The 17,106-nt window shown below is 66.9% G+C and carries 17 protein-coding genes; 13 read left to right on the forward strand and 4 right to left on the reverse strand.

Translation table 11 applies throughout. From position 1 onward, the window contains the following. Positions 1–58: 58 nt before the first annotated feature. The 11 genes from HALKA_RS0117785 (at position 59) to HALKA_RS0117835 (ending at position 11,064) form a co-directional block, all read left to right on the forward strand. Positions 59–574 (forward strand): cupin domain-containing protein, encoded by a 516-nt coding sequence (locus tag HALKA_RS0117785; protein WP_018259263.1) that lies wholly within the window; start codon positions 59–61, stop codon positions 572–574. A 43-nt stretch (positions 575–617) separates the two neighbouring features. Beyond that, positions 618–2,279, forward strand: a complete 1,662-nt coding sequence (locus HALKA_RS0117790) for a tRNA uridine(34) 5-carboxymethylaminomethyl modification radical SAM/GNAT enzyme Elp3 (protein ID WP_018259264.1) — start codon at positions 618–620, stop codon at positions 2,277–2,279. A 77-nt stretch (positions 2,280–2,356) separates the two neighbouring features. Further along, complete coding sequence (locus HALKA_RS0117795) at positions 2,357–3,067, forward strand: MBL fold metallo-hydrolase (RefSeq protein ID WP_018259265.1); 711 nt, start codon at positions 2,357–2,359, stop codon at positions 3,065–3,067. Between the two features lie 47 nt (positions 3,068–3,114). Continuing rightward, positions 3,115–4,149: an NAD(P)/FAD-dependent oxidoreductase gene (locus HALKA_RS0117800; protein ID WP_018259266.1), complete on the forward strand. Its 1,035-nt coding sequence runs from the start codon at positions 3,115–3,117 to the stop codon at positions 4,147–4,149. Positions 4,150–4,185: 36 nt separating this feature from the next. Beyond that, positions 4,186–6,312, forward strand: coding sequence for a ribosome rescue protein RqcH (rqcH, locus tag HALKA_RS0117805; protein ID WP_018259267.1), 2,127 nt, complete (start codon positions 4,186–4,188; stop codon positions 6,310–6,312). Between the two features lie 176 nt (positions 6,313–6,488). Continuing rightward, on the forward strand, positions 6,489–6,689 hold the full coding sequence (locus HALKA_RS0117810; RefSeq protein ID WP_015763143.1) for a VNG_1110C family protein: 201 nt from the start codon (positions 6,489–6,491) through the stop codon (positions 6,687–6,689). Between the two features lie 259 nt (positions 6,690–6,948). Continuing rightward, positions 6,949–7,437, forward strand: coding sequence for a 50S ribosomal protein L11 (locus HALKA_RS0117815; RefSeq protein WP_018259268.1), 489 nt, complete (start codon positions 6,949–6,951; stop codon positions 7,435–7,437). Between the two features lie 217 nt (positions 7,438–7,654). Further along, complete coding sequence (locus HALKA_RS0117820; RefSeq protein WP_015763141.1) at positions 7,655–8,293, forward strand: 50S ribosomal protein L1; 639 nt, start codon at positions 7,655–7,657, stop codon at positions 8,291–8,293. 1 nt (position 8,294) lies between these two features. Continuing rightward, the gene (locus HALKA_RS0117825) at positions 8,295–9,347 is read left to right on the forward strand and encodes a 50S ribosomal protein L10 (protein WP_018259269.1); all 1,053 of its coding nucleotides are present in this window, start codon (positions 8,295–8,297) and stop codon (positions 9,345–9,347) included. 8 nt (positions 9,348–9,355) lie between these two features. Continuing rightward, positions 9,356–9,709, forward strand: a complete 354-nt coding sequence (gene rpl12p, locus HALKA_RS0117830; protein ID WP_018259270.1) for a 50S ribosomal protein P1 — start codon at positions 9,356–9,358, stop codon at positions 9,707–9,709. Positions 9,710–9,834: 125 nt separating this feature from the next. After that, positions 9,835–11,064 (forward strand): tripartite tricarboxylate transporter permease, encoded by a 1,230-nt coding sequence (locus tag HALKA_RS0117835; RefSeq protein WP_018259271.1) that lies wholly within the window; start codon positions 9,835–9,837, stop codon positions 11,062–11,064. Here HALKA_RS0117835 and corA read toward each other — a convergent pair. The 3 genes from corA to HALKA_RS0117850 all read right to left on the reverse strand — a co-directional run bounded on the left by corA (position 11,059) and on the right by HALKA_RS0117850 (position 14,259). Beyond that, positions 11,059–12,042, reverse strand: coding sequence for a magnesium/cobalt transporter CorA (gene corA, locus HALKA_RS0117840; protein ID WP_018259272.1), 984 nt, complete (start codon positions 12,040–12,042; stop codon positions 11,059–11,061). The genes HALKA_RS0117835 and corA overlap by 6 nt on opposite strands. 202 nt (positions 12,043–12,244) lie before the next feature. Then, positions 12,245–13,729: a cysteine--tRNA ligase gene (gene cysS / locus HALKA_RS0117845; protein WP_018259273.1), complete on the reverse strand. Its 1,485-nt coding sequence runs from the start codon at positions 13,727–13,729 to the stop codon at positions 12,245–12,247. Between the two features lie 53 nt (positions 13,730–13,782). Beyond that, on the reverse strand, positions 13,783–14,259 hold the full coding sequence (locus HALKA_RS0117850) for a DUF7523 family protein (RefSeq protein WP_018259274.1): 477 nt from the start codon (positions 14,257–14,259) through the stop codon (positions 13,783–13,785). A gap of 84 nt (positions 14,260–14,343) precedes the next feature. Here HALKA_RS0117850 and HALKA_RS0117855 point away from each other — a divergent pair, with 84 nt between their 5' ends. Both HALKA_RS0117855 and HALKA_RS0117860 read left to right on the forward strand, forming a co-directional pair. After that, positions 14,344–15,219 carry a CbiX/SirB N-terminal domain-containing protein gene (locus HALKA_RS0117855; RefSeq protein ID WP_018259275.1) on the forward strand — a complete coding sequence of 292 codons (876 nt, stop codon included), beginning with the start codon at positions 14,344–14,346 and terminating at the stop codon, positions 15,217–15,219. 234 nt (positions 15,220–15,453) lie between these two features. Continuing rightward, positions 15,454–16,533, forward strand: a complete 1,080-nt coding sequence (locus HALKA_RS0117860) for a DR2241 family protein (protein WP_018259276.1) — start codon at positions 15,454–15,456, stop codon at positions 16,531–16,533. Between the two features lie 3 nt (positions 16,534–16,536). Here the strand turns inward: HALKA_RS0117860 and HALKA_RS0117865 are convergent, their stop codons facing one another. Next, positions 16,537–17,094: a DUF7524 family protein gene (locus HALKA_RS0117865; RefSeq protein ID WP_026190408.1), complete on the reverse strand. Its 558-nt coding sequence runs from the start codon at positions 17,092–17,094 to the stop codon at positions 16,537–16,539. Positions 17,095–17,106 lie beyond the last annotated feature (12 nt).

Raw genomic sequence — 17,106 nt, forward strand, 5'->3', positions numbered from 1 at the left:
GTCAGAGTCGGTGACACCCGTGCAGAACTTTCTTGAACTCGATCGGTGAACGAGATCTATGGACGACCGCGTCGTCGACACGGACAGCCTGGAGTGGAACGACGTCGAGCACGGCGACCGCGCGTTCCGCGGCAGGCGGTTCACGCGAGCCAGCGCCGCCAGCGAACTGGGCTGTAGCCTCTACGAGATCGAACCGGGCAAACGGGGCTGGCCCGCGCACTATCACGAGGGCAACGAGGAGGCGATCTTCGTGCTCGACGGCGACGCGACGCTGTGGCTCGGCGGCGACCGCGAGGAACGCGACCTCGAAGCGGGCGACTTCGCCGTCTTCCCCCGCGGCGAGGACGGCCAGCACGAACTCGAAGCCGGACCGGACGGGCTCCGGTATCTCGCGATGTCGACGATGCACGACCCCGACATCACCGTCTACCCGGACAACGACGCCGTCGGCGTGTTCGCCGGTTCGCCACCGGGCGGCGACGAGAGCGAGCGCCGCCTCTCGAAGTATCTCGACGCCGACGCCGAGGTGCCCTACTGGGACGGCGGGGATGGAGGCGGCCAGCGGGAGGAGTAGCGACACGCTTATTCGCGCGAGCGAACGAACTGTGATAACGGCAATGAGCACCGAGACGGGCGATCCGACGGAGTCCGAGGCGTTCGAGCAGGTCTGTGCGGAGCTGGTCGACCGCATCCTCGCGGGCGAACTGGAGCGCGAGGACGTGGAAAGCGCCAAGATGGAGGTCTGTTCGAAGTACTCCGCGCCGAAGGTCCCCAAGAACTCCGAGATCCTCGACTACGCGCCACTGGAGCGACGCGAAGAGCTCGAGGAAGCGCTCCAGCGCAAGCCGGTGCGGACCGCCTCCGGCGTCTCGCCGATCGCGGTGATGACCTCGCCCCACCGGTGTCCACACGGGAAGTGTCTCTACTGTCCCGGCGGCCCCGACTCGGAGTTCTCCTCCTCCCAGTCCTACACCGGCCACGAGCCCGCAGCGGCCCGCGGCGTCCAGAACGACTACGACCCCTACGGACAGGTGACGCTGCGGCTGAACCAACTGCGCGAGATCGGCCATCCCGTCGACAAGGCCGAACTGATCGTCATGGGCGGGACGATGACCGCCCGGAGCCACGACTACCAGGAGTGGTTCGTCAAACGCGCGCTCGAAGCGATGAACGACTTCGACGCCGAGGCCCAGCCAGCGCCAGCGGAAGACGAGAGCTTCGCGCAGGATCCCGAGGAGTACGACTTCCGCTATCTGGAGGACGTGATCGCGGAGAACGAGACCGCCGACGTGCGAAACGTCGCCACGACCTTCGAGACGAAGCCCGACTGGTGTGGCCCCGAGCAGATCGACCGGATGCTCCGACTGGGCGGGACGAAGGTCGAAGTCGGGGTCCAGACCACCTACGAGCGGATCAACCGCGAGATGCACCGCGGCCACGGCGTCCAGGCCAGCGTCGACGCGAACCGCCGGCTGCGGGACTCGGCGTTCAAGGTCGGCTTCCACATGATGCCCGGCCAGCCCGGCATGTCCAAGGAGATGTGCCTGGAGGACTTCCGGCGCATCTTCGAGGACAGCAAGTGGCGACCGGACTACCTCAAGATCTACCCGACGCTGGTCGTCGAGGGGACCGTCACCTACGACTGGTACCGCAAAGACGAGTTCGAGCCACTGGACAACGACGAGGCCGCGGAGCTGGTCGCCGAGATCAAGTCGATGATCCCGAAGTACACGCGCCTCCAGCGCGTCCAGCGTGACATCCCCGCGGACTTCATCGAGGGCGGCGTCTGGAAGTCCAACCTCCGACAGCTCGCCCGACAGCGCATGGACGAACACGGCTGGACCTGCGACTGCATCCGCTGTCGCGAGGTCGGGATGAACGACGAGGACCCAGAGCGCATCGAGAAAGACGTGCTGACCTACGAGGCCGCCGGCGGCACCGAGCACTTCATCAGCTTCGAGGACCCCGACAAGGACCTGCTGATCGGCTTCTGTCGGCTCCGATTCCCGAACGACTCGGTTCGCCGCGAACTGCAAAACGCCGCGCTCGTGCGGGAACTCCACGTCTACGGGAGCCAGGTCGGCCTCGGGAGCGCCAGCGAGGACGACCAACACCAGCACGAGGGGTACGGTCGCCGACTGCTCGCGACGGCGGAGGAACTGGCGGCCGACGCCGGCTACGACAAGCTCGCGGTCATCTCCGGTATCGGCGTCCGGCAGTACTACCGCGAGAAGCTCGACTACAAGCAAGACGGTCCGTACGTCAGCAAGCGGCTGTGACCGGACGAGCAAAGCTGTCGGAACCGTGCAGTGAGGCTGTCGACAGCCATTAGCGTGGGGCCGGCGTACGGTCGGCAATGGCACGGAGGTTGATCGACGGGGTCTGGGAGCTCGATCTGGGACTACTGCCGCCGCTGGCGTCGAACGCGTTTCTCCTCGACGAACGAGAGATGGACGGCACCGACGGCGAGGCGGTGACGCTGTGTGACACCGGACTGTTCTGGAACGAGCCCTCGATCAGAGACGAACTCGCGGCCGTCGGTTACGAGCCCGGCGATCTCGATCGGATCCTGCTGACCCACTACGATCTGGACCACGTCGGCGGGCTCGAACGGCTGCAACCGGAGTTCAGCGGACCGGTCTTTCTCGGGCGAGCCGACTACGAACTGGTCGAGAACGGCGCGCCGCCGTCGAACAACCACAAGGGACTGTTCCACCGCGCCGCCCGGACGCTCTGTCCGCTGCCCGACGGGATCGACCTGCGGCCGGTCGACGACGGCGAAGCCGTCGGTCGGTTCACCAGCTACGCGACGCCGGGACACAACCCCGGGCACACGGTGTACGTCCACGACTGCGGCGTGGCGCTGCTCGGCGATCTCGTCTGGGAGGAAGGCGGTGCGATGACGACACCGATCTGGTTCGACTCCTACGACATGGACCGGGTCCGGGCGTCCGTACGAGAGTTCGCCGCGCGGGCTCCCGCCTTCGAGGTGGCGGCGATGGCCCACGGAACGCCGTTCGTCCGTGACGGTGACGACGTACTCGGCGCACTCGCTGCGACTCTCTGACCGATCGAACGAGCGGGTTTTTGTACTGTCCGTGTGGAGATCTGTCTATGCAACGATCAGTCGCGGTCGTCGGTGCGGGCGCGGCCGGCGCGGCGGCGGCGTACGCGCTCCGGGAACACCCCGCGGACGTGACCGTCTTCGAGAAGAGCGGCGGCGTCTGCGGCCGGGCCGCGACACGGCGGCGCGACGGCTGTGTCTACGAGTACGGGGCCAACTACCTGACTGCCGACGACGATCGCGTGGCCGAACTGGTCACCGCGGAACTACCCTCGGAGGGACTCACCGAAATCGACGAGCCGGTGTGGACGTTCGACGCCGACCGCGAGATACGCGAGGGTCGCGACGAACAGACCACACGCTGGACCTACGAGCAGGGGATCACCCAGCTCGCGAAGCGGCTGTTCGCGGCCGGCGACGCGACGGTCCACCGGCACACGCGCGTCGAGTCACTGGAGCGACGCGGTGGCAGCTGGCGTGTCACCGACGCCGAGGGCGGTACGTACGACTCCTTCGACGCCGTCCTCCTGACGCCACCGGGTCCACAGACCGCGGACCTGCTGGGCCAATCGGAGTGGGAACACGCCGACCGGCGACGCCTCAGAAAGGCCGCCGCGTCTGTCCCCTACCGGACGATCGTCGCCGGCCTGTTGCACTACGAGTTCGAGCTCGACCGGCCCTACTACGGACTAGTCAGCGAGGACGAAGACCACGAGATCGGGTGGATCGGCCGCGAAGAGTGCAAGGCGGGACACGTCCCCGACGGCGAGGCGCTCCTGTTGGTCCAGATGGCACCGGACTGGTCGGTCACCCACTACCGTGACGACGCCGCCACGCTGACCGACGCCATCGCAGACGCGACGGCGACGCTGCTGGACGACGACCGACTGGCCGAACCCGACTGGACCGACCACCAGCACTGGCGGTACGCGCTGCCGGACGACGGCGTGGAGGCGGACGCCCTGGAGACCGCGGCGGAACACGATCTCTTTTTGGCCGGCGACTGGGTCGCGGGCGAGGCGCGGCTCCACGCTGCCGTCCGGAACGGCCTGAGAACCGGCGAGCGAATCGGCGAGCACCTGTAGCGAAGCGGTTTTGCGTCCCGGCCTGCACCACCCGACATGGACCACAAGCGGGAGCTGACGAGCGTCGACCTCGCCGCCCTCGAACGGGAGCTGGGCGGCTACGAGGGGGCCAAGCTCGACAAGGCGTACCTCTACGAGGACGATCTCCTGCGGCTCAAGATGCGGGACTTCGACCGCGGGCGGGTGGAGCTGCTGATCGAGGTCGGCGAGAACAAGCGCGCCCACGTCGTCGACGCCGACCACGTCCCCGACGCGCCGGGCCGACCGCCCAACTTCGCGATGATGCTTCGCAATCGGATCTCGGGCGGCGAGCTGGCCGACGTGCGCCAGTTCGAGTTCGACCGGATCATGGAGTTCGAGTTCGACCGTCCCGACGCCTCCACCACGGTCGTCGCGGAACTGTTCGGCGACGGCAACGTCGCGGTGCTCGACGAACACGGCGAGGTCGTCGACTGCCTGGAGACGGTCCGACTCAAGTCACGCACCGTCGCGCCGGGCAGCCAGTACGAGTTCCCGTCGGCGCGGTTCAATCCGCTGACCGTCGACTACGAGACGTTTCTGGAGCGGATGCGCCAGTCCGACGCCGACGTGGTACGGACGCTCGCGACCCAGCTGAACTTCGGGGGGCTCTACGGCGAGGAGCTGTGTACGCGGGCCGGGATTCCGTACAACCAGGCCATCGAAGACACCGACGAAGCGGCGTTCGAGCGGCTGTACGAGGTGATCGCCGATCTGAAAGCGCGGCTCCGCAGCGGCGACCTCGATCCGCGCGTCTACTACGAGTACGAAGAGATCGAGGGCGAGGAGATCGAGCGTCGCGTGGACGTGACGCCGATCCCCCTCGAAGAGTACGACGACGTAGAGAGCCGTGCCTTCGAGAGCTTCACCGAGGCGCTGGACGAGTACTTCTACGAGGTCGAACGGGAGGACACGGCCGAGGAGATCGCAGACGCGGGCGTCGACCGGCCGGAGTTCGAGAGCGAGATCGAGAAGTACGAGCGCATCATCCAGCAACAGCAGAGCGCGATCGAGGACTTCGAGGCCGACGCCGAGGCCGAGCGCGAGAAGGCGGAGTTGCTGTACGCTCGCTACGACCTCGTCGACGAGATCCTCTCGACGATTCAGGGCGCGCGAGCCCAGGACACGCCGTGGGACGAGATCGAGGCGACCTTCGAGGAGGGCAAAGAGCAGGGCATCGCCGCGGCCGAGGCCGTCGAGGGCCTCGACGGCAGCGAGGGGACGGTGACCCTGTCGATCGACGACGTGCGCGTGACGATCGACGCGACGATGGGCGTCGAGAAGAACGCCGACCAGCTCTACCAGGCGGCAAAGCGCATCGAGGAGAAGAAGGAGGGCGCGCAGGCGGCGATCGAAGACACGCGAGAGGATCTCGAAGCGGTCGAGCGACGCCGCGAGAACTGGGACGCCGAGGACACGACGGAGGCCCAGGAGCAGACGGCGGAAGCAGACGGCGTCGACTGGCTCTCGCGGGCGTCGATTCCGGTCCGGAGACAGGAGCCGTGGTACGATCGCTTCCGGTGGTTCCGCACCTCGAACGGCTTCCTCGTGATCGGCGGCCGCAACGCCGACCAGAACGAGGAACTGGTCAAAAAGTACCTCGACCGCGGAGACAAGTTCTTCCACGCGCAGGCACACGGCGGTCCCGTGACCGTCCTGAAGGCCACTGGTCCCAGCGAGTCCAGCCGCGACGTGGACATCCCGGACCGGGACAAACGTGAAGCGGCGACGTTCGCCGTGGCGTACTCGTCGGTGTGGAAGGACGGCAAGTACGCCGGTGACGCGTACATGGTCGATCCCGACCAGGTGTCGAAGACCCCAGAGAGCGGCGAGTACCTGGAGAAGGGCGGGTTCGCGATTCGAGGCGACCGGACATACTTCCGGGACCTCGAAGTCGACGTGGCCGTCGGAATCTCCTGCGAGGACTGGACCGGCGTTCTCGGCGGCCCGCGATCGGCCGTCGAGGACCGCGTCGCGAGCAGTATCGAGATCGAACCCGGCCAGTACGCACAGAACGACATCGCGAAGCGACTGTACCGGGAGTTCAAAGAGCGGTTCGAAGACGAGTCGTTCGTCCGCAAGGTCGCCAGCCCGGACCTGATCCAGGAGTTCCTCCCGCCGGGCGGCAGTCGGATGGTCGAGTGACTCCGCTCTCCGGTCCGTTTACCAGCAGTGAACGCCCGCCAGAACGGTGTCACAGCGCCGACAGCTACCGATGCGGAATATCCGAGAGTATTAGACGAGAGAACGGACGAACATCGAATTCTCGGCGATACGAGTACTTCGATACACTAATACCTCGTCCGACACCACATCCGATAATGGCAAGTGCCGACCGGTTTCGCGACAGCACGCAGATCCTCCTGCCAGCCGCTGCCCTGGACGGCATCCGCGAAGATCTCGAACGCGAGTTTACGCTGACGGTACGCGAGGAGGGCACACAGGTCCGCATCATCGGTTCGCCAGTGGAGATCAAGGCGGCCTCGGACTTCCTGGCGATGAACGGCGTCAACCTCGCCTGATACGGACGGTTGTAGGCGTTTACCCAGTCGACCGCACGACGGCGTGCGGTCGATCTGGTAAAGACCTACAACTTTCCGTATGACACCGTCGACCGTCACTGTTTGCTGTTCGCGACGACGGGTCGCGAGACACCGTGCGGACCGTCTCGACGGTCGTGATCGACGCGATTCTCCGACACCGACCGGAGCGGTGTGGTTCACTCCCACGCGGCGTCGTCGAAAAGCAATCCTTAAAACTGCTGGGCAGGTCAAACCTAACATGGCTGGAACTATCGAAGTGCTCGTTCCGGGCGGCGAGGCCAACCCTGGCCCGCCCCTCGGTCCGGAGTTGGGGCCGACCCCCGTCGACGTGCAGGCAGTCGTCCAGGAGATCAACGACCAGACCGCGGCCTTCGACGGCACCGAAGTGCCCGTCACCGTCGACTACGACGACGACGGCTCCTTCGAGATCGGGGTCGGCGTCCCGCCGACGGCCGAACTCATCAAGGACGAAGCTGGCTTCGACACCGGATCCGGCGAACCCCACGAGGAGTTCGTCGCCGATCTCTCGGTCGACCAGATCAAACAGATCGCCGAGCAAAAGCAGACCGACCTGCTCGCGTACGACACGAAAAACGCCGCGAAGGAAGTCGTCGGCACCTGCGTCACGCTGGGAGTCACCATCGAGGGCGAGAACCCCCGCGACTTCAAGGAGAAGGTCGATGCCGGCGAGTACGACGACATCCTGCTGAACGCTGCCGAAGCGTAGCGAGGCCACCGACGCCGGTTTTCCGCGTTTTCGCCGCTCCTCACCGACAGGTAGGTGACACGGTGACCGACGACAGTGCCGTCGCTGCCGTGGTTCGACGGCTTTAAGTGTCGCATCGGCTTCGTACCGGGTGAGACAGGCGACTGTACTGTCTACGACAGTACGCCCTGTTTCACTGACCCGTAGAAGCCCGTTGGGCGTACTACGGAGGTGAACAATGGCAGACCAGGATATAGAGAACGCAGTCTCTCGCGCACTCGACGAGGCCGACCCTCGGAACTTTACCGAGACAGTCGACCTCGCCGTCAACCTGCGCGACCTTGATTTGAACGATCCGTCGAACCGTATCGACGAGAGCATCGTCCTTCCTGCCGGTACCGGTCAGGAGACGAGCATCGTCGTGTTCGCCGAGGGGGAGACCGCTCTGCGAGCCGAAGACGTTGCCGACCAGGTCATGTCCAGCGACGAGCTGGCCGAGCTGGGCGACGACGACGATGCAGCGAAAGATCTCGCCGACGATACCGACTTCTTCCTCGCAGAGGAAGGGCTGATGCAAGACATCGGCCGCTACCTCGGGACCGTCCTCGGTCCACGCGGGAAGATGCCGGACCCGATCAGTCCCGACGACGACGTCGTCGAGATGGTCGACCGAATGCGCAAGTCCGTGCAGATCCGCAGCGGTGACCGCCGAACCTTCCACACCCGCGTGGGTGCAGAGGACATGTCCGCCGAGGAGATCGGCGACAACATCGACGTCATCCTGCGCCGCCTGCACGCCGACTTAGAGAAGGGGCCGATGAACATCGACTCGGTCTACGTCAAGACCACGATGGGCCCTGCGGTGGAGGTGGCCTAACATGAGCGCCGAAGCAGAACGAAAGACCGAGACGATCCCCGAGTGGAAGCGCGAAGAAGTCGACTCGATCGTCGAGATGATCGAGTCCTACGACAGCATCGGGGTCGTCGCGATCACCGGCATCCCGTCGCGCCAGCTCCAGGACATGCGCCGTGGCCTGCACGGGACCGCGGAACTGCGCGTCTCGCGCAACACGCTGCTGGAGCGCGCACTCGACGAGGTCGACGCCGACCTCGAACAGCTGGGCGACTACGTCGCCGGTCAGGTCGGTCTGATCGGGACGAACGACAACCCCTTCGGGCTGTACAAGGAACTGGAAGCCTCGAAGACGCCCGCACCGATCAGCGCGGGCGAGATCGCGCCCAACGACATCGTCATCCCCGAGGGTGACACGGGCGTGGATCCGGGGCCGTTCGTCGGCGAACTCCAGAACGTCGGTGCCAACGCGCGCATCGACGGCGGTTCGATCAAGGTCGTCGAGGACTCGACCGTGCTGGAAGCGGGTGGAGAGGTCTCGACGGACCTCGAGAACGTTCTCGGCGAACTCGGGATCGAGCCGAAGGAAGTCGGGCTGGACCTGCGCGGCGTCTTCGCCGACGGCGTGCTGTTCGAACCCGAGGAGCTCGAACTCGACGTCGAGGAGTACGAGGCAGACATCAAGGCCGCCGCGTCGGCCGGGTGGAACCTCTCGGTCAACGCCGAGTACCCGACCACGCAGAACGCGTCGACGCTGCTGCAGAACGCGCGCGGCGACGCCAAGGGCCTCGCGGTGTTCGCGTCGATCGAGGATCCCGAGGTCGTGCCGGATCTGGTCAGCAAGGCCGACGCACAGGTCCGTTCGATCGCTGCCCAGATCGACGACGAGGAAGCGCTGCCGGAGGAGCTCCAGGGCGTCGACGCCCAGCCGGCAGCCACGGACGCATCGACCGACAAAGACGAAACCGACGCTGAAACCGAGGACACCAGCGACGACGCCGAGGCCGAAGCGGCCGAGGACGACGACGACGATGACGACGACGAGGACGCTGGTGACGCACTCGGAGCAATGTTCTAATTACAACAATGGAATACGTTTACGCTGCACTCATCCTGAACGAATCGGGCGCAGAGATCAACGAAGACAACCTCACTGACGTGCTCGACGCCGCCGGCGTCGACGTCGAAGAGTCCCGCGTGAAGGCGCTTGTCGCCGCACTCGAGGACGTCGACATCGACGAGGCCGTCGACGAGGCCGCCGCCGCACCCGTCGCAGCCGGCGGCGCTGCCGCGCCGGCCGCCGAGGACGGTGCCGAGGAAGACGCCGGTGCCGAGGAAGACGCCGGTGCCGAGGAAGAGGCCCCAGAAGAAGAGGAAGCAGGCGACGACGACGAGGACGAGGGCGACGGCGGCGAAGGCCTCGGCGAGCTGTTCGGCTAATTCGGCCACAGCACCAACACTTCGATTCTTTCGACGCAGATCCGAGAGCGACAGCGCCGCGTCCGTGATTCGCCCCGGTAGCGACGCCACAGGTTTATCTTCGAAGGCGGGGCCAGCCCGTCGCAGTGACCGGACCGGTCCAGTTCGTCGTCCACCCGGAGCTGACAGCGGCGGCGCTGGCGGCGATTGCCGGCGGGATCGCACTGGGAACGGTCAGCGGGCTGGTGCCGGGCATCCACGCCAACACGTTCGCGCTGGGGCTGGCGACCGTCGCGCCGGCAGTGCCGGGACCGCCGCGGCTCGTCGGTGCTGCGATGCTGGCCGCCGGGACGACCCACACATTCCTCGACGTGGTGCCGGCGATGGCGCTGGGCGTGCCCGATCCGGCGATGGCCGCCAGCGCGCTCCCCAGCCATCGGCTCGTGATCGCCGGCCGGGGACGGGAAGCGCTCCGGCTGTCAGCGCTGGGCAGCGGGCTCGCGGTGGCGCTGGCCGTCCCGCTGGCGGTCCCGATCACGCTGGCGATGACGCGCCTGTACCCGACGGTCCGTACACATCTCGGCCCGCTGCTCGCCCTCGTCGCGGTGGCCCTGGTGCTCACCGAGCGCGGACGCCGGTCGCGGATCGGTGCCGGCGTCGCGCTGGTCGGTAGCGGTGCCCTCGGCGTCGTCGTGCTGCCGATCGAACCGGACGGTCTGGTCTCGGTCGGGAGCATGTTGATGCCGCTGTTCGCGGGGCTGTTCGGGGCACCAGTGCTGATCGAGAGCATCGGCGGCGACGGCGTACCCCCACAGGACGACGCGACCGTCGCGCTCTCACGGCGCTCGATCGGCGTCGTCGCCCTGACCGGCACCGTCGCCGGAGCGATCGTCGGCTACGTGCCCGGCGTGACGGCAGCGATCGCTGCGACCGGTGCCCTGGCCGCGCTGTCGGGATCGGGACCCAGAGAGTTCGTGGTCGCGACCAGCGGCGTCAACACGGCGACGGCCGTCTTCGCGCTATTCGCACTCGTCGCGCTCGAAACGCCGCGGACCGGCGTGCTCGTCGCCTTCGAGCAGACCGACGCGCCCCTGGCCGTCGGCCTCCTGCTCGTCAGCGTGACCGTCGCCGCGACCGCCGGGTTCGTGCTGGTCCCGCTAGTGGGCGATCGCTACCTCGCCGTCGTGGGGACGCTGGACACGACGCGACTCGCAGTCGCCGTGTTGGCCTCGCTCGTCGCCCTCGGGTGGTTGTTCGCCGGCCCCGTCGGCGTGGCGTCGCTGGCCGCCGGCACCGTGATCGGACTCGTCCCCGCCCGCTGTGGCGCACGACGGGCGAATCTGATGGGCGTCCTGCTCGTCCCCCTGGCGTTATAAGTAGCCCTGTCGGCGAAAGTACGCCAGCATCGCAACGCCGATCAGCGCCATCGCGACGAGGACCGCCGGGTAGCCGTAGGCCCACCCCAGTTCGGGCATGTTGTAGGGGCTCGCCGCCGGATCGAAGTTCATCCCGTAGAGGCCGGCGACGAACGTCAGCGGGATGAAAATCGTCGCGACGACGGTCAGCGTCTTCATCACCTCGTTGGTCGACTGCGAGAGCGCGTTGAGGTAGATGTCCCGCGCGCCCGAAACGAGGTCCCGGTACGTCTCGGTGAGGTCGGCCAGCTGGACGAGGTGGTCGTACACGTCCCGAAAGTACTTCTCGGTCTGTGGCTGGACCTGTGCGGGATCGCCGCGCGCGAGGACGCCGACGGCCTCTCGGGCCGGCCAGATCTGTTTCCGGAAGGAGAGCAGGTCGCGCCGAACCGCGTTGATCCGTTCGAGCGTCTCCCGATCCGGCGAGTCGATCACCTCGTCTTCGATCGCCTCGATGAGGTCCTCGACGCGGTCCAGCACCTCGAAGTAGTCGTCGACGACGACTTCGATGACGCGGTAGGCGGTGAAGTCGGCCCCGTGCTGGAGCAGTCGCTCGTCATCGCGTTCGACCGCGTGTCGGACCCGGTCGACGGCCGACGCAGCGCCCGGCGAGACGGAGACCACCCAGTCGCGGCCGACGAACAGTCCGATCGGCGTCGTCGAGAGCTCTTCGGCGAACGTCGTCGCACCGCCGGCCAGCGTGATCGTCTTCAGCAAGACGAAGGTGTACTCCGGGAACGTCTCGGTCTTGGCGCGAACGCCGTTCCGGAGGTCCTCGACGGTGAGCGGGTGGATAGCGAACGTCTCGGCGATGGCGTCCAGTTCCGCGTCGGTCACCTCGGGCGCGTGGACCCAGGTCGTGCCCTCGGCGTCGCGTACCGCCGAGAGTTCGTCGTGGCGGCTGATCCCGCCGTCGCCGAAGACGAACGCGTCGATCACGGCGCGGACCCTCCCCGAGAGTCGGACGAGCGAGGGCTCTCGCCGGCCGAGATCGTCTCAGACTGGGCGGAGGCGGCACGCGAGCGGGTCCTCGCTGACGATGTCATACGACGGTCCACACCGGGGATCGACAAAAGCGTTCTCGCTGGTCACCGAGCCGCTGGCGGTGGTGAGCGGGCGGACCGCTCGCAGGCGAGGCCGGCTATCCGAGTCGGTATGTCGGGCCGTCGTCGGTGTCCTGTACTTCGACGCCGAGAGACTCGACCTCGTCTCGGAGTTCGTCCGCCCGCTCGTAGTTGCCGGCGGCTCGCTCGGCCTCGCGCACGTCCAGCAGCAGTTCGACGAGATCCTCGGCGACCGACACGTCGCCGTCCTCGGAGTAGCCGAACGAGAGCCCGAGGACGCCACCGCCAAGTTCCTCGATCGTTTCGACGACCTCGCGAAGCGCCCGGTAGTCGAACGACGACTGCTCGTCGACGTGGACGTTGACGGCACCGACGAGTTCCGTCAGCGCAGCGAGCGCCTCGCGGGTGTTGAAGTCGTCGTTCATCGCCGTCTCGAAGTGCTCGCGAGCGGTGGTGACGGCCGTCCGGAGCGTGTCGTCTTCGACCGTCGCGTACGCGTCTACGTCGTCACACGCCCGTACGGCGCGTTCGTAGCCCCGTTCGAGCGTCTCCCAGCGCTCGATTGCCTCGTCGATCGTCGCCTCGCTGTAGACGGCGCTGTTGTGATACGCCGTCGACAGCAGGAACGTCCGCACCACATCCGTCCCGTACTCGTCGACGGCCGCCTCGACGGTGAAGAAGTTGCCCAGCGACGAGGACATCTTCTCGCCTTTGGTCTCCAAGAGGCGGACGTGGAGCCAGTGGCGCGCGAACTGCTGGCCGGTCGCGGCCTCGCTCTGTGCGATCTCGTTTTCGTGATGCGGGAAGACGAGGTCCTGACCGCCGACGTGGATGTCGATGGTCTCTCCGAGGTGGGTCGTGCTCATCGCCGAGCACTCGATGTGCCAGCCGGGTCGGCCCTCGCTCCACGGGGAGTCCCAGGTCTGGGCGCTCTCACAGGCCGCTTCGGGGGGCGACGCCCCTTCGTGCTGGTGGTCTTCGATCGCCGCCGGATCGACGCCGCCGGCCTTCCACAGCGCGAAGTCCGCGGGGTTTCGCTTCTCGCTTTGCTCGTCCGGGTCGCCCTGGGCTTCGATCTCGTCGAGTTGCTGGTTCGAGAGTTTCCCGTACTCCTCGAAGGTCGTCACGTCGAAGTACACGGAGCCGTTGGCCTCGTAGGCGTAGCCCTTCTCGATCAGCGTCTCGACCATCGCGACGATCTCGGGGACGTGTTCGGAGACGCGCGGGTACACCTCCGCGCGCCGGAGGTTGAGCGCGCGCATGTCGTCGATCACCGACTGGACGTAGTGGCGGGCCACGTCGGCCTCGCTCTCGCCGTCCTCGCCCACGCGGGCGACGATCTTCTCGTTGACGTCGGTGAAGTTCTCGACGTGACGCACGTCGTAGCCCAGGTGCGCCAGCCAGCGATGCATCACGTCGACGTGGACCCACCCGCGAGCGTGCCCCAGATGAGCGGGATCGGAGGTCGTCAGGCCACAGTAGTAGAGCAGGACGGAGTCGGGATCCCGTGGCTCGAACGCCTCTCGCTCGCCGGTGAGCGTGTTGGTCACGCGAAGCGTCATCGTCGAGTACCAGACGAGGCGGCGATTTCAAAGCGTCGGATGTCCGGCCACGCTCACGCCTCCAGCGCCGCCTCGACGGCCCGCACCGCGTCCGGACCGTCACGGCGACCGACCACCACCAGGGCCGTCTCCGCGGCGAATCCCGCGGCGTCGACGCCGATCCCCGCTGCTCTGAGCGCGCCGAGCACCCGCTCGAACGTGTCGACGCCGGTGAGGCCGACGACGACGATGCCGGTCAGTGAGCCACTGTCGGGAGCGTACGCGGCGTCGGCGACCGCGATCAGAGCGTCCTCGTCGTCGGTCCGGCCGAGGCCGCTGCGCATCTCGACGCGGGCGTCGGATTCGGGGCCGGCGTCGCCGTCCAGTTCCTCGGCGTAGCGCCGGAGCGCGGTCGCGACGGCGTCGATGTCGCCCTCGACGGAGAGCCAGCGGGCGGCGGCGGTGTAGTTGACCACGCCGGCCCGGAGCGCGTCGTAGAGGAACGGTCTCGCACGGACGGCCTCGCGCGTTCGCGCTGCGAGTGATGCCATAGCGGACCGTTCCGTCGGCCCCGGAAAAGCGCCACTGGTTCCGGCAACGAAGCCCCTAAGACCGCCTCTCCCCAAGAACGGGCTATGCAAGCGCTCGTCATCGCGGCCCACGGATCGCATCTCAGCGCCGGGTCATCGACGCCGACGTTCGACCACGCGGACACGATCCGCGCGGTGAGCGCCTTCGACGAGGTCCGCGAGAGCTTCTGGAAAGAGGAGCCACACTTCAGGGAAGTGCTGCGGACCGTCGACGCCGACGAGGTCTATCTCGTGCCGCTCTTTATCAGTGAGGGGTACTTCACCGAGCAGGTGATCCCCCGCGAGTTCCGCCTCGAAGAGTGGGAGCCGGAGCTGTGGGACTCGGACGGCACCAGCGCCGACACGGCGACGCTGACGGCCGAAGACACCGGGCAGACGATCCACTACTGTGGTCCCGCCGGCACCCACGACGCGATGAGCGACGTGATCGTCCAGCGAGCCCAGTCCGTGACCGACGATCCGGATGTCGGCGACGGCTTCGGGCTCGCGGTCGTCGGTCACGGCACGGAGCGCAACGAGAACTCCGCGAAGGCCATCGAGTACCACGCCGACCGCATCGGGGAGCGCGACCGCTTCGACGAGGTGCAGGCGCTGTTCATGGACGAGGACCCCGAGATCGACGACGTGACGGAGTACTTCGAGAGCGACGACATCGTCGTCGTGCCGCTGTTCGTCGCCGACGGCTACCACACCGAGGAAGACATCCCCGAGGACATGAGGTTGACCGACGACTACCGGACCGGATACGACGTGCCCACGACGGTCGACGGCCACGACATCTGGTACTCCGGTGCCGTCGGGACCGAGCCCCTGATGGCCGACGTGTTGCTCGAACGGGCCGCCGACGCGGGCGCGGACGTGGGCGACGCGATCCAGCGAGTGAAATCCGAGACCGGCGGGGCAGAGGCCAGCGGCGACTGATACGGACGGTTGTAGGAATTTACCGGTGAGCGTCTACCCTGTGGCGACGCTCACCGGTAAGCAACTACAACTTTCCGTATGAGCCCCGAGTACTGGGGCCAAATGTCCCACTGATACTGCCGGCTGTAACTTCGTGAAGATCTTCGCTACCCCGGGGTGGCGAAATCGTTCACAGATTTACAGCCGGTAGTATGAATCGCCCCACTTTTCTCGACAGAATCCGTCCGTTCGACCATGCAGGGTGCCCACTTGGACGCACTGGTGACGACGGCAGCCGACGGCATCGCGTTCGACGGACTCGTCGTGGAACCGGACGACGGCGGTTACGTCGTCGAGGTCGACGGCGACAGTCACGCGGTCGAGACCGACGACGACCTCCGTCGCGTCGCGACAGAGTACCCTGCGTACGTCTCGAACTGGTACTTCTGGCACGCGAGCGCGCCACAGAAGGCAGACCGGTGGGCGTTCCTCCGGTGGATCGAGGGGGCCGAAGAACGCACGGTGCCAGAGCGCTACAACGCGCTCGCCGAGGGCGTGACCCAGACCTGGGGACAGCTACGGATCACGGCCCGTATCGACGACGGCAATCGGCGCTACGACATCAGTCACGTCGACGACACGGCCGCGGACGCGACGCTCGAACGCTATGACGACCCGCTCGACGCGCGAACGCTCGTCAAACACGACGACGACGGCAAGTACCGTCCGCTGAAGACGGCTCCGACGCTGCGGACCGGCTGGCAGTTCGTCGACCTCGACCCGGCCGATCTGGTCCAGACCGTCGAGTTCGTCTACCCCGCGACAGTGGCCAACTGGCACCGCGAACGGACCGGCGACCTCGACGTCAACCACTGGCGCGAGACGATGGAGCGCCAGAGCGGGATCTACGGCGTGGTCCAGACCTGGGATCGCGGCAAGGGGTACGAACACGTCAACTGGGTCGCCGAGGCCTGCTGTGACGACTCGCAGTGTCTGAAGCGTCGGGAGTGGGAGTACGACGACGAGACCGAACTCGACGTCGACGGCGGTGACGGCGAGTTCCCGTGTCGCGAACCGTGCTCGCTGGTGATTTCTGCCGCGCGCCGCTGGACGAAGCTGGAGGGCGAACAGCCCCAGACCTACGAGTTCGAGCTCACCCCGAGCGAGAAAGAACAGGTCGAGCGGATCGTCGAGGCGGTGGCCGACGGCGAGACCGAAGCGATCAGAGAGGCCGACGTGTACGACGGAGCCAACCGCTACCGGACGCGGTTCCTGCGGGCGAAGCTGTTCGACGACGAGGGGAACCTCTGTGGCGTCGAGACCGACGCGGAGTGATCGTCACTCGCCGACTGCGAGCGCGGTCGCGACGGCGACGGCCGCGACGACGACGAACGCCCCGAGCCAGGCGGCCGTCCCACCGACCCAGGCTGCGACCACGAGCGCCAGCGCGACGGCGACGAGCCCGAGAGCCAGCAGCGGCCACGGAACCGCGCTCACGCCGGTCGCGTCGTCGCGCCCGTCCGACCGGGGCTGGGGCTTGGACAGCGACTCGTCGACCTGGACCGGCTCTTCGGTCTCGATTGGCTCGTCGATGTCGACGTCGACGTAGCGAGTCTCGGCCCCGTAGCTGGTCGCGATCTTGAGCTTGCCGAACGCCGAGCCGTGGCTGTGGACGGTGACGCGAACCCGCCGCTCGGACTCGCGCTCGACGTGGTGGTTCGGCGCTTCGATCGAGGCCAGTTCCGAGAGGGCGTCGTCTACGTGCAGGTGAACGTGGGTCGGCTCGCCGTGATTGATCAACAGGATCTCGAAGGAGTCGTCGGTCTCGAAGCGGTCGGCGACTTCGAGCGAGTGCAACGACGCCCTGTTGACGTGCACGGGTAACGTATCAGGCACGCCAGAGAGTGG

Origin of the sequence: Halomicrobium katesii DSM 19301, from assembly GCF_000379085.1 — an archaeon.
In the GTDB taxonomy this organism is placed as follows: domain Archaea; phylum Halobacteriota; class Halobacteria; order Halobacteriales; family Haloarculaceae; genus Halomicrobium; species Halomicrobium katesii.